The organism is Trichocoleus sp. FACHB-40, assembly GCF_014695915.1.
GTDB lineage: Bacteria > Cyanobacteriota > Cyanobacteriia > Cyanobacteriales > FACHB-T130 > Funiculus > Funiculus sociatus.
In genome coordinates, this window is sequence record NZ_JACJPF010000025.1 from 1 (window position 1) to 12,440 (window position 12,440).

The 12,440-nt window shown below is 45.2% G+C and carries 13 protein-coding genes, 1 pseudogene and 1 riboswitch; of the genes and pseudogenes, 9 read left to right on the forward strand and 5 right to left on the reverse strand.

The window, feature by feature from the left end:
* Positions 1-625: 625 nt before the first annotated feature.
* The 5 genes from H6F63_RS01825 to H6F63_RS01845 all read left to right on the forward strand — a co-directional run bounded on the left by H6F63_RS01825 (position 626) and on the right by H6F63_RS01845 (position 6,015).
* Positions 626-841 (forward strand): hypothetical protein, encoded by a 216-nt coding sequence (locus H6F63_RS01825; protein ID WP_190420176.1) that lies wholly within the window; start codon positions 626-628, stop codon positions 839-841.
* Positions 842-1,031: 190 nt separating this feature from the next.
* Positions 1,032-2,696: a serine/threonine-protein kinase gene (locus tag H6F63_RS01830; RefSeq protein WP_190634401.1), complete on the forward strand. Its 1,665-nt coding sequence runs from the start codon at positions 1,032-1,034 to the stop codon at positions 2,694-2,696.
* Positions 2,697-2,782: 86 nt separating this feature from the next.
* Positions 2,783-3,448, forward strand: a complete 666-nt coding sequence (locus H6F63_RS01835; protein ID WP_190634403.1) for a hypothetical protein — start codon at positions 2,783-2,785, stop codon at positions 3,446-3,448.
* A 153-nt stretch (positions 3,449-3,601) separates the two neighbouring features.
* Positions 3,602-4,300: a Uma2 family endonuclease gene (locus tag H6F63_RS01840; protein WP_190634405.1), complete on the forward strand. Its 699-nt coding sequence runs from the start codon at positions 3,602-3,604 to the stop codon at positions 4,298-4,300.
* Between the two features lie 539 nt (positions 4,301-4,839).
* Positions 4,840-6,015, forward strand: coding sequence for a M20 family metallopeptidase (locus H6F63_RS01845; RefSeq protein WP_190634407.1), 1,176 nt, complete (start codon positions 4,840-4,842; stop codon positions 6,013-6,015).
* A 15-nt stretch (positions 6,016-6,030) separates the two neighbouring features.
* Here H6F63_RS01845 and H6F63_RS01850 read toward each other — a convergent pair whose 3' ends face one another.
* Complete coding sequence (locus tag H6F63_RS01850) at positions 6,031-6,204, reverse strand: hypothetical protein (protein WP_190634409.1); 174 nt, start codon at positions 6,202-6,204, stop codon at positions 6,031-6,033.
* Between the two features lie 100 nt (positions 6,205-6,304).
* On the opposite strand from H6F63_RS01850, the gene H6F63_RS01855 reads away from it, so the two are divergent.
* A complete protein-coding gene (locus tag H6F63_RS01855) occupies positions 6,305-6,559 on the forward strand; it encodes a hypothetical protein (RefSeq protein WP_190634411.1) in 255 nt (84 codons plus the stop codon).
* Positions 6,560-6,774: 215 nt separating this feature from the next.
* Here H6F63_RS01855 and mgtE read toward each other — a convergent pair whose 3' ends face one another.
* The 3 genes from mgtE to H6F63_RS30350 all read right to left on the reverse strand — a co-directional run bounded on the left by mgtE (position 6,775) and on the right by H6F63_RS30350 (position 9,154).
* Positions 6,775-8,166 (reverse strand): magnesium transporter, encoded by a 1,392-nt coding sequence (gene mgtE, locus H6F63_RS01860; protein WP_190634413.1) that lies wholly within the window; start codon positions 8,164-8,166, stop codon positions 6,775-6,777.
* A 198-nt stretch (positions 8,167-8,364) separates the two neighbouring features.
* Positions 8,365-8,823: a fluoride efflux transporter CrcB gene (gene crcB / locus H6F63_RS01865; protein WP_190634415.1), complete on the reverse strand. Its 459-nt coding sequence runs from the start codon at positions 8,821-8,823 to the stop codon at positions 8,365-8,367.
* 208 nt (positions 8,824-9,031) lie between these two features.
* Positions 9,032-9,154, reverse strand: coding sequence for a hypothetical protein (locus H6F63_RS30350; RefSeq protein WP_277876323.1), 123 nt, complete (start codon positions 9,152-9,154; stop codon positions 9,032-9,034).
* A 125-nt stretch (positions 9,155-9,279) separates the two neighbouring features.
* Positions 9,280-9,363: riboswitch (Fluoride riboswitch) on the reverse strand.
* 183 nt (positions 9,364-9,546) lie between these two features.
* On the opposite strand from H6F63_RS30350, the pseudogene H6F63_RS30830 reads away from it, so the two are divergent.
* The 3 genes and pseudogenes from H6F63_RS30830 (at position 9,547) to H6F63_RS01880 (ending at position 11,710) form a co-directional block, all read left to right on the forward strand.
* A pseudogene (locus tag H6F63_RS30830) lies at positions 9,547-9,928 on the forward strand (hypothetical protein).
* 66 nt (positions 9,929-9,994) lie between these two features.
* Positions 9,995-10,408: a hypothetical protein gene (locus H6F63_RS01875; RefSeq protein ID WP_190444122.1), complete on the forward strand. Its 414-nt coding sequence runs from the start codon at positions 9,995-9,997 to the stop codon at positions 10,406-10,408.
* Between the two features lie 192 nt (positions 10,409-10,600).
* Positions 10,601-11,710 carry a WG repeat-containing protein gene (locus H6F63_RS01880; RefSeq protein ID WP_190634417.1) on the forward strand — a complete coding sequence of 370 codons (1,110 nt, stop codon included), beginning with the start codon at positions 10,601-10,603 and terminating at the stop codon, positions 11,708-11,710.
* An 87-nt stretch (positions 11,711-11,797) separates the two neighbouring features.
* Here H6F63_RS01880 and hisB read toward each other — a convergent pair whose 3' ends face one another.
* Positions 11,798-12,439: an imidazoleglycerol-phosphate dehydratase HisB gene (hisB, locus tag H6F63_RS01885; protein ID WP_190634420.1), complete on the reverse strand. Its 642-nt coding sequence runs from the start codon at positions 12,437-12,439 to the stop codon at positions 11,798-11,800.
* Between the last annotated feature and the right edge of the window lies 1 nt (position 12,440).

The following is a 12,440-nucleotide window of genomic DNA, read 5'->3' on the forward strand; positions in this document are numbered from 1 at the left end:
TTCGCCATCAATCTATTTCGTCAGCACGGTTTTGCCTCGATCACCAAAGCACTTCGACATTTGTCTCATGATGTGCATCGTCTATTTTCCTTTTTCCAATGAATCAGCCCTGCCTTTTTAAGGGGGATTAAGACTTGCTTCTCCCCCCTCCAAAAGGTAGTCTGGGGGGATAAAACTAACATTTTGACACTTCGGAGACATCCTCTTATGTTTTGTTAGGTGAGGTTCTCACAACCCAGCTTACGCTAACTACTAGTCTAGTTTCCGGCTTGCGTACCCAAAGTCCAAATGCCCTTTTTGAGTTTTGTTTTCCTATCGTTCTTTTTCTAGAATCATTCTTAGGGGGACGGTATTTGCTTATACAAATATATCTTCCTTAGAGGAGATTTTACCACAACCGAATTAAACAAGCAGCAGCTCTTTTAGGCTGCTTCAAAGTTTATCTCCAGAATAATTAAGACAAAGGAAATCTTATATAATTAATATGTTTTATTTATAGATTAAATGTCAAATAACTTATTAATATAAGTGTTACACATCTGAAATGGTTCGTTCTTTTGACGGAAGGCAGTATTGAGTATAACCGCTAACTTAGGGGCATAAAGCTCAAAGAAGGAAGGCAGTTATGTTCGATATAGGTACTGATGTTGTGAATCAAAAAACTGGGCATATTGGCAAAGTGATTGGTTACGGGCATGAAATGGTTAACGGAGTTTATTCGCCAACACTGAAAGTGCTTTTATCGGAAGCTTTAAACCCAGGGAAAAAGGGTTTTATAGAAGAGGACTTGCATTCGGCATGGACTCAATGGCAGGAAGCCAACAATCTTTCCATTAAGTGAGTATTTGGCACAAACGTAAGAGGCGTTTGACAAGCTATGTATATGTACAATTTAATTTTCTGTATTGAGCGATGATGAACCCGGGCCATGCTCAACGCCTGTAGATTCTGCCTGCTCGTCGGAGAACGTTTCCTGATTCGTATCTTGCGGTCGGATAGAATCGAGTGTAGCCCTGTGTCTTCGTGTGGTTGTGACCCAGTCTGTACAGAGTGCGATTCACTGCATAAATCCAGATTGTCCGCGTCCTTATCCCCAGGTTTGGGGAAACAAATTTTGCAACAGTTGCGGCGCACCGTTACAACTGTTGCATCGTTATGTTCCCATCCAGCCTCTCGGAGTTGGGGGATTCGCCGCGATTTACACAGTCTGGGATTTGCACCTGTCAAGAGAACGAGTGCTGAAGGTTTTGCTGGAATCTTCACCGAAGGCGCTGGAACTGTTTGAGCAAGAAGCGGCGGTCTTAGCAAGTCTAAATCATCCGGGCGTTCCCAGAGTGGAGCCAGATAGCTATTTTGTGGTGGACTTAGGCAAGCGGCAGCTACCTTGTCTGGTGATGGAAAAAATCAACGGTCAAACGTTGCAGGATATTCTGGATCGGTATCCCCAAGGGTGTCCAGAATCGCTGGTACGCAATTGGCTCAACCAAGCTTTAGAGATTTTACAGGAATTGCATCGCCGCAATATTATTCACCGCGATATCAAGCCTTCTAACTTGATGCTGCGTCAAGAAACTGGGCAGCTGGTGGCGATTGATTTTGGCGGTGCGAAACAAATTGGCACGGTGCAGCTGGGTTCTGTTGCCAGTTCAACGCGGTTGATTTCTCCGGGTTACAGTCCGCCAGAACAGATTATGGGGAGTGGGGTGGGGCCGGCGGCAGATTTTTACGCGCTGGGTAAGACGATGATTCACTTACTGAGTGGGCAATATCCGCCGGATTTGGAAGATACAGCAAGTGGTGAGTTGAGGTGGCGGCATTGCGCCCCGATTAGCCCTGATTTGGCTGACTTGCTGGATGACATGGTAAAAGACGATGTGCGCCAGCGACCAGCAAGTGCGGCCCAGATTCAGCAGCGTTTGACTGGGATTTCTTCAATGAAGACAATACCCAGTAACGTACCGCAGTCTTTTTCCGGGGCGATCGCTTCCTTTGCCCGCACAAGTCTGAAGCTAGTGGCAATAGCGATCGCATCTATCCTGACAGGGGTAGGTCAAATTACTCTTTTCGTTTTTCGCGCGATCGCCAAAACCTTACAAGCTAGTTTAGATACGCTTTGGGAAATGATTGTTGGCGGTATTGGCGCTGGTGTGTTTGCCTCAACTGGCTTTTTCTTGGCTTACGTGTTGCCGTTGGGTGCCAATTTCGCTACTATTCTCGCCCAATTGCCCCCGATTTTTCCCTATATTCCCCCCCACGTAGGGCAAGCGGTTCTGCTGTTTGCTGCCGCTGGCTGGGGGACAGCTTGGGGTCTTACGGAAGCCGGAGGCTTTGGACAGCGCAAGCGGCGTTTAGTGGCTGGGCTGATGGGCATTTTCGGCTACGGCTTAGGGTGGCTGATTTGCCATGTGATGCCTTATGGATCGGTGCTGCGCTTAGTAACGTTGATTGCATTTGCAGTTGGCCCCTTAACCCTTGGTTTAGGTTTGCCTAGCCATCAACTGGTTCACGCTGTTATTGCCGCAGCTGGCACAGCTGGAGTCTTGACTGCTTTACAAGCTTATACCTTCATCCCTACCGCGTCCGCTCCTTTGGTCAGCCTTGGGTTTTTTGGGGTTTTGGCTGTCACTACTGCCTTTTGGTTGGGCGTGAGTTACTACATCGTTGTGCCTTTTCTGCGTTGGTTGGGCTGGCGATGATCCGGTGCTATGTCTGCGTAAATTTCCGGAACACGCGATCGCATGGGGGGATCTGTACTTAAGTACACAAATTTTATTGTCAAATTATGATAAATAAACTTTCCCTAGTAGCGCTATTGGCTCTCAGTTTAGCTGCTTGTACCTCTACACCGCAGTCTAACCAATCTGCGATCGCAAATTCTCCAACTGCTGAGTTACCAGATGTGCAGTGTCAAGGAGAAGTACCGCAACCTGTCAAAGCATCTCTTGGGGAATTTCGTCTTGCAAAAGAAGCTGATTTTATTCCCGCAATACGCCAGTTTCAAGCTAGTGGGAATTCAAAACAAAAATTTACTTGCAGCATTTTCTCGGCTGATTTTAATCAAGATGGATTAAAAGACTATGCCATGTTGTTAGTGAGTGAAGAACTCGGTGATTTCCGGTTCCAAATGTCGCTGAATCAAGGTGATGGGAAATTTCAGCGAGATTTCGTCAAAGATTACAAGCGCATCACCAAACCAGAAGCAGGTGTAATTTATACCTCAATGGATTTCAAACCAGCAGGGGAAAAAGGTTTAGCAGCCCGCGATTATAGCCCTTTGAAACCAGGTTCCCCAGAACAAAAAACCTATGTGGAGAAACCAGCGATTGAACTGTGGAAAGGAAGCCAAACAGATGCACCACCCAAACAGTTAGATATAAGTTCTCTAGGTTACTGTTCTGAGGCGCTTTACTTCGTAGATGGCAAAAAAACTTTTGTGGTCTGCGATTAAAAAGACATTAAAAAAATATCAATCTGCGTAAGCTGAACCCTTCCAACCTCACACAACTTTTCTGTTGGGTGAGGTTGCTCAAACCAACCTACAAATTATAATATTTATCTCCACCTACGTATCATAGAGCTAGTAGTCCAGGGGAAATCCGTCATGTTAGAGTACAAATCACCAAAATATTTTCCTTCCTCCGAAGAACTACTCGACTCTGACGAGACACCTGTGGATAATGAACTGCAAGATTTAATTCCCGGTTTGCTGAAAGCCATATTAGCTATGGCTTGGCCAGATCGCATGGATTGGTTCTTTGGCGTTGACATGGGGATTTACTACGATCCCGATCAGCCTGCAATTGTACCAGATGGATTTCTCAGCTTAGGAGTTGAGCGAATTTTTGATGAAGGACTGCGCTTAAGTTATGCAACTTGGGAAGAAGAGCGCGTCCCGATTATGATACTAGAAGTTGTTTCTCAGACTTATCGCGGCGAATATACCAAGAAAAAGCAAGAATACGCAGATTTGGGTGTTTTATACTACGTAATTTACAATCCTCAACGTCGCCGCAAGCCACACCTAGAAGTTCATCGTTTAGTTGATGGCGAATACGTTTTGCAACCGGGTAATCCTGTTTGGCTACCTGAAGTTGGTTTAAGTATTGGTGCAGAACGCGGAACTTATCTAGGAATAACGCGGGAGTGGTTGTACTGGTACGATGAGCTTGGGCAAAGATTCCTAACACCAGAAGAACGCGCCCAAGTTGCAGAACAACGCGCCCAAGTTGCGGAACAACACGCCCAACGTCTTGCAGAACAACTTCGTGCTATGGGCGTAGATCCCGATTCTGTAGTTTAAATTAAGCTATAGGAGATTCTGGTAATGTCAACTAAGCTGCAATTTGCGCGATCGCGCCAGCCCATAGTAAACATATAGCGATCTCACGAGCTAGGCAAGCAGTATCTTCACCTTTTTTACCAATATTGCAATATTGGGTTTTCGTCTGCGTTTAGCCGATATGATCGCTTCACCTTAATATTTTAGTTACTTGAGATGAGGATGTTTTCCTAACCTGTTGCTGTGCCATAGGAAACCCTGATTGTTAGCAATAAATATATAATGTGATTAAAGTTATCACGGCTGCGTTGGCATAAAACTAGGGTTATTACAGTTAAAATAAACTTAAAAATAACTTGGTTTTTCCTTGGATTTATCTGCACTGCTTAAGTAAGCGTAAATAAACTGAATATCTAGAAAGAAACCAAGTTTCCTTAAAAACCGGGTTTGTGTAAAAAACCCTAATGGTTACAGCTAATTTTATGGGATGTTGCATGCAACATCCCGGAAAAAGTGGAAAAGGGATGAACTATGCCTGTAGTGCGAGTTAACATAACTTTATGCTAAACCGTATCAAAGAGATAACCGAAAAACTAGCGCCTCGCCTCATCGAAATCCGGCGGCACATCCACTCGCACCCGGAACTAAGCGGACAGGAATACCAAACTGCTGCCTACGTTGCTGGCGTATTGTCATCCTGCGGGCTGCACGTGCAAGAATCAATCGGTAGAACTGGCGTAATTGGCGAATTAAAAGGACAAAATATCGATAATCGCCTGCTGGCAGTTCGCACCGATATGGATGCCTTGCCAATTGTAGAACGCACTGGTTTAGATTATGCCTCGCGCCTGCCGGGAATTATGCACGCCTGCGGTCACGATGTCCATACTACGGTAGGCTTAGGTACGGCAATGGTGTTATCCCAACTGGGAGAAGTTTTTCCTGGGAATCTGCGTTTCCTGTTTCAGCCAGCCGAGGAAATTGCCCAAGGTGCGGCGTGGATGGTTGCAGATGGCGCAATGGATAAAGTGAGCGCTATTATGAGCCTACACGTCTTTCCATCTATTCTAGCCGGATCAATCGGGATTCGCTACGGTGCTTTGACGGCAGCAGCAGACGACCTGGAAATAATTATTACCGGAGAGTCGGGACACGGGGCGCGTCCCCATGAGGCAATTGACGCAATTTGGATCGCGGCCCAGGTAATTACAACTTTGCAACAAGCAATTAGTCGCACGCAAAACCCGCTGCGCCCGGTGGTGCTGACGGTCGGTAAAATTGAGGGCGGACGTGCGCCGAATGTGATTGCAGATTCTGTGCGATTGGTGGGAACAGTGCGATCGCTTCATCCAGAAACTCACGCCAATTTACCTCAATGGATAGAGGGAATTGTCGCCAATATCTGCAAAACCTACGGTGCTGGCTATCAAGTTAACTATCATCGGGGAGTACCTTCGGTGCAAAACGACTCAACCCTAACGCAGTTGGTGGAATCGGCGGCGAAAGAAGCTTGGGGATGCGATCGCGTCCAAATTTTACTCGAACCCTCCCTCGGCGCTGAAGACTTTTCTATGTATCTGCAACACGTTCCTGGTACAATGTTCCGTCTCGGAGTTGGATACGCAGACAAGAAAAACTACCCACTGCACCATCCCCAGTTTGAGGTAAATGAATCTGCAATCGTGACTGGTGTTGTCACCCTAGCTTATGCTATTTGCCAATACTGGCAAAACTAGAAAATATATCTTTTCTCAGTTGGATGGAATATATCGCGGTTCTAAGATCCGGTCTACGTTGATAGGGACATCGCATTGCCATGTCCCTACAGATGTATCGCACTCAACCCTTGAATTGCTATAGTCTTGAGTGCATAGCACAGGTGGTATAGGACTAGGCGTTCTGATGAGTAGAAAAAATATTTTCATTTGTTATTGCTACCAAAACATCTTAATTTTCTAACTCCAGAAGGATTAGCATCTGGAAATATTTAACTATTGTGTAATTAACTTAAAAATAAAAACTATCATGGCATCACCCACACCACTTAAAGGTTTAGAGCTAGTTGATTGTGCTAGAGCAAATGCAAAGCAGGGAGCTGAAACTGCTGCCGAACTATGTGGATATGGCGGCAATCTACGCACCTTTAAGCAAGAACTAAAGCAAGCTTGTGAGGATATGGGTGTCACTTTTAATGAGTTAAGCGACTTGATTACCGATCAAGATATGTTAATGAATATGGAAGGGGAAATAGTTGCTCCTGATACTCCAACACAACTTTAAAAAGCAAAAAGTAAAAAGGCAAAAATCATTGTTCACGTTTTGCCTTTTTTCATGTGTATGTAGGACAGGATCTCCTAACCTGTCGCAGGCGAGATCCGAACGAAAAAATATTTCATTACTCCTGCAAGGACTGCTATATGATCCTTGGTGCGCGATCGCTTTCCCCCTCCGACTTAAAATAAACTTTTTGGTAAGCTACATTCTGACTCCTATACTTAAAATCGCAAAATTAGCCGTGCCAAATTAAAGTAAATTAGTACGCCTAAGACATCAACAGCAGTAGTGATAAACGGCGCTGACATCAAAGCCGGGTCTAAACCAACGCGACGAAAGACGAACGGCAGACCGGAACCAGCAACAGACGCTAAAATAGAGATAGCTACTAAGCTGATCCCCACAGCGATCGCCACTGCCAAATCCCCTTGCAGCAGCCAGTAAGCCCATACTGTTGCTAAAGACCCTAACATTACTCCCAGCATTGCGCCTGCGATCGCTTCTCGCCCAATCACCTGTAGCGGCCCCATAGCGCGAATCTCGTCTGTATTCATTCCCCTAATCACCACAGTTGAAGACTGCGCCCCCACATTGCCTCCAGTACCAGTCAGCAACGGAATAAACGCCGCCAGCGCCACCACTTTTTGCAGTAGGTCTTCTTCTGACTTGATAATTGTACCCGTGACAGTATTTGTCACCAGTAACACAAACAGCCAGACAACGCGCTTGCGAGCCACTGTCAATAAATCGGTCTGGAAATAATTGTCGCCCCCCGACTGTACACCACCCAGCTTGTAGATATCCTCCGTCGTTTCCTGCTCCAAAATATCAATTACGTCATCAACAGTGACAATACCCACCAAACGCTGTTCCTTGTCTACCACAGGCACTGCCAGAAAGTCATAGCGCCCAATCAACCGCGCCACTTCTTCCTGGTCAGTATCTGTATGAACGAAAATCACATCGCGGGTCATAATTTCCCCAACCGTTTGATTTGGCTGGGTAGTCACTAAATCGCGCAATGATAAAATTCCCGTCAGCCGTCGCGCCGCATCGGTGACATAAAGGTAATAAATCGTTTCAGTGACATTAGCTAAATTGCGAATCCTTTCCAGCGTTTGTGAGACGGTAAAACTTTCTTTCAAAGAAATATATTCTGGTGTCATCAACCGCCCAGCAGTTCCAGCCGTATATCCCAAAAGCTGGGCTGTGGCTTGGCGTTCGGTGGGGCTAAGTTGTTCCAACAGACGACGCACAACTGTAGCTGGCAATTCGTCAAATAGCCGCGCCCGGTCATCGGGCGACATCCTATCGACAATATCGAGAACATCCTGCCGCTTTAATTCATCGATTAGCGTCTGCTGGATGCTGGAGTCGAGATATTCATAAACTTCGATAGCCTCATCTTTGGAAAGTAGCCGGAAAGCTATAGCTTGCATTGCTTCCGGCAACCCTTCAATGGCTTCAGCAATGTCCGCAGGCTGCACCGGCACGAGTATTGCTTTTGCGGCCTGAAGGTCGCCAGCTTCAAGTAGCGCTTGAAGCTGCATTCGGACGAGCTGTCGGAGTTCACTACGTGAGATCGTCTGGAGGGGAATATTGCTGTCAGTCAAGATAGACCCTCTTTCTACAGTCCTAAGTTGGTTGCTGCATTTAGTCTATGACGTTAGGCAACAAGAGGTTATGTGAGTTTCTGTGCCTCCCATAGCAACATGGGAATAAAGCAGACGTTGCATGACCAATGAAAATTTTACCAGTAAGCCTGCTGAGCGATCGCACAAAAATTTTTGTGCGGTAAGCAAGTAGCTGCTTTATTTGCCCCACCGGGCAAGAATGGTGCCTAGCTGAATGCTGATTATGCCCAGGATAGCACTACCTGCCCAGTAAAAAGCAGCGACTGAAAGATTGCCAAGGGACAAGTTGTTACTGTGGGCATTCCGTAACAGTAAGAAAGTGTCTAACTCATAAGTTGAGAAGGTAGTGTACGAACCTAAAAATCCTACTGCTACCAATAAGCGGACTTCTGGCGGAATGCTGGGTATCTCTATAGCCAGAGTGAAAAAGAAACCCATTGCCAAACAGCCCGTGAGGTTGATAAACATAGTGGCATAGGGAAAACCTCCTCCCATAGTCCCGGCGAACCAGAGACTCAAGTAATAACGGCTCAAAGCACCCGCGATCGCTCCCAAACTAACTGCAATTGGATTGCGAACAGTTGGCTGTTGCAGTACCTCTATCACCCAGTTAGGTGTTACAGTCAAAAGTTGCATTTGATTAATTAAATTTTTCAAACCCATCTATAAATTGCCTATTTTTAAGAAAATTTAGAAGTGTTTTAATAGTTCATTCTGGCGGTATTGCCCTAAAATCAACCAATATAATACCTGTTCCCAAGGCTGATGCCCCTCGTTTCCTATCACAATTTTTGTAACCCCATAATCTGGTGCGACTTGAACAATTTCTTCTAAAACTAAGCCACTAGCGGTAATAAATGGATAATAAAATTAAACGAGTGGCAGCGTAGCCAATGATGACTAATAAAACTACTTTCAACAGCACTTCACCCAAGCGACGAGCAATTTTACCGACAAAAAAGCCCATCCAGAAAATCCAAATTGCACTTTTTAACGCTACCCAACTCCTAACCCAATTTGTTGTTGATATCGGTTTGCTAGGAGTCAGGAGTCGCTAATTAGCTACATAGCCCTACTTTCCCGCCGTAAACCAGGAAAGTATGGGTCATCAACTTTCTAGTCAAAAGGCTCAATGACCAGAAGGCAGTTTTGGCGAACCCCATCGCCTTAGAAAAAAAATTGTTAAGTCTAAAGATAGCATCCTTTCCGGTCAGCTTGGTTAACCCGTACCTTCGTTGTCGCCTTTTCCTAACAAAGCCTCTGCGATTACACCGATAGACTGAAGCCAAACATACTACAACAATGTTATTGCTTAGATAGAGATTGATCTGAGCAAGTGCCTTCAAAGGAGGCAAGCGGATGAATCAAATCCAGACCGTTGCCTTATTGACTCTCTTAAGCACCCTCTTAATTACGGTCAGCTGCTGGCTAATTGGTGGCTGGACTGGTGCATTGATGGGGGTTGGTTTAGTTGGTGTGACCACTCTGGGAGGTTGGTATTACTCAGAGCAAATTCCCTTAGCAGCTTATAATGCCCAACCGATTACTGCTAGTCAAGCGCCTAGTCTGTACAGAAGGGTAAGCGCCGTTTAAACCCCTCTTAATTGTCAATGCCGTTTCTGGCGAGTTCTTGGGTAATTTGTTTTCCACCCACCCTTCGACAGATGCAAGAATTCAAACGTTGCTTAAGCTGGAGCAAGAAATGCCCTTTGTTAGGTGTTTGATGCTAAAGGGAGGATAAAGAATGAAGCACGATATTCGTTCTTATTCTCAACCAAAAGTTAAAAGTATCAAAGGAGAAATATCCATGAATACCGAAACACCAAATACTACAGAAACCGCCATCGTATCAATTAGTCAAGAAACGGAAGACCTCGTAAATGAGAATATGCCTCATGAATCCGATGAGGTAAAGAATGAAACAAAGGCACTAATTGATGCGATTAAAAAACGGGCGCAGGTAGAAACCAAAAATGCTACTGAGTTCACCCGCGATACTTATCTAACTGCGGTGCGTCAAGCACGGGAGAAAATTGAACACGATAAGCTGTTCGATCCAGACAGAATTGCTTACTCGTTTAAACTCATCCAGATGGATACAGAAAAGAACTGGGAATCTATTGTTAAGGAAGTTTCAACGTTGGGCGATCGCTTAGCCGAAGCAGCCAAAGCAGCTTGGGATGTACTGACTGCTCCTCGCACGCCTTCTGACAAATTATAAAAAATCTGGGCGCACGTAATGCGCCCAGATTTTATGCTGAAAAACCAGTTTTCTTTCTAGAAAACTGGTTTTTCATGTGCGGGTTTTTCTTACCCGCCAATATTCTTTTGAGCTAAATACAACTAACGCGCGAGCGCATCTACTGAGTATGTGAAAATTGAGGTGAATAATTTGGCGTACCTTTAAAGCCTGATGGTCGTTATCACTTTTGCTTTTCGCTACCAGCCAGTTCCAAATTATAAAAACAAATTGCTTCAGCCTACTCTCCTCTTTCTGTTGGGATTAGCGGTAACTCAAATTTCTGGCTGTGAATCTATTTCAGGTTATCGTATCGGTCAAAACGAGTCTGGAGCAACTATAGAACGGATAATTAATTCGCCAATAGCCATACCGCTAAAATTTGATGCAGCTAATGAATTTTCGCAAGGGTTAGCAGCGGTAAAAATCAACGGCAAATGGGGATATATTGATAAAAGTGGCAACTTCTTAATTCAACCACAATTTAACTTGGCTGAGTCATTTTCGCAAGGGCTGGCAGCAGTAAGAATGGGCAGAAAATGGGGATATATTGACAAAAGTGGCAACTTCTTATTGCAACCGCAATTTGATGAAGCTAAGTCGTTTTCCCAAGGACTGGCAGCAGTAAAGATCGGCAGCAAGTATGGCTATATCGACAAGACAGGGAAAGCCATCATTCCACCGCAATTTGATGAAGTTAAGCCGTTTTCCCAAGGAATGGCGGCGGTAGAAATGGGCAGCAAGTACGGCTATATCAACAAGAGTGGCAAGTTTGTAATCCCACTGAAATTTGATTCGGCTGAATCTTTTTCCGAAGAACTAGCACTTTTTAAAAGTGGCGAAAAGTGGGGCTATATTAATCAGCAAGGGAAGGTCGTAATTCCACCAGAATTTGATGAAGCTAAACCTTTTTCCGAAGGGTTAGCGGCGATATCAATTGACGACAAATGGGGCTATATCGATAAGACGGGAGACTTCGTGATTGCGCCTCAATTTCATTGGGCTGGTAGCATTTACACAGGACTGGCGGGAATAGCGATCGCAGATAAGATTGGCTATATCGACAAGGCCGGAAACATCGTGATTGCACCGCAATTTAATAACACTTATGACTTTTCTGAAGGGCTGGTATCTGTAAAAAGGGGCAGCAAGTGGGGCTATGTTGATAAAACTGGAAAGTTTGTAATCCAGCCGCAATTTGATAACGCTTTGCCTTTTTCTGAAGGATTAGCGAAAGTAAAAATTAGCAACAAGTATGGCTATATTGCCAATCCCCTCAAGTAATACTCAGTAGATGCAGGAGAAAGTTCACTCTTGCTTAGCGATCGCAACCTAAGCTAATCTTCCCGAACTGAACTATCCCCTGACCACCTACAAAACCCCTTTGGAACTGGGAATCGTACCAGCACGACGGGGATCGATTTCCATAGCCATACGAAGACTACGCGCAAACGCCTTAAAGGTTGCTTCGATAATGTGGTGCGAATTAATCCCATCCAACTGTCGGATGTGCAGCGTCATCTGGCTATGATTCACCACCGCTACAAAAAATTCTCGCACCAGCTGAGTGTCATAAGTCCCGACTCGCTGGGTGGGAATTTGTAAGCCATAGCTGAGGTGAGGACGACCAGAAAAGTCTAACGCCACCTGCACCAAAGCTTCATCTAAGGGGGCGAGGAAATTACCAAAGCGAACAATTCCCTTGCGATCGCTTAGTGCTTTCCCGAACGCCATCCCCAACGTAATCCCCACATCTTCGTTGGTGTGGTGGTCATCAATTTCTAAATCCCCTTTTGCGGCTACATCCAAATCAATCAGCCCGTGAGAGGCAATTTGATGCAGCATATGATCCAAAAAGGGAATGCCCGTGTTGGCGTTACAAGTCCCATTCCCGTCTAAGTTTACTGTCACCAAGACATCAGTTTCGCCCGTTTTACGTGAAACCGTAGCCGTGCGAGGTGATAAAAGTTGTTCAAGGTTCGGAGTGGTGGAAACGCGATCGCTTGTCTGCATA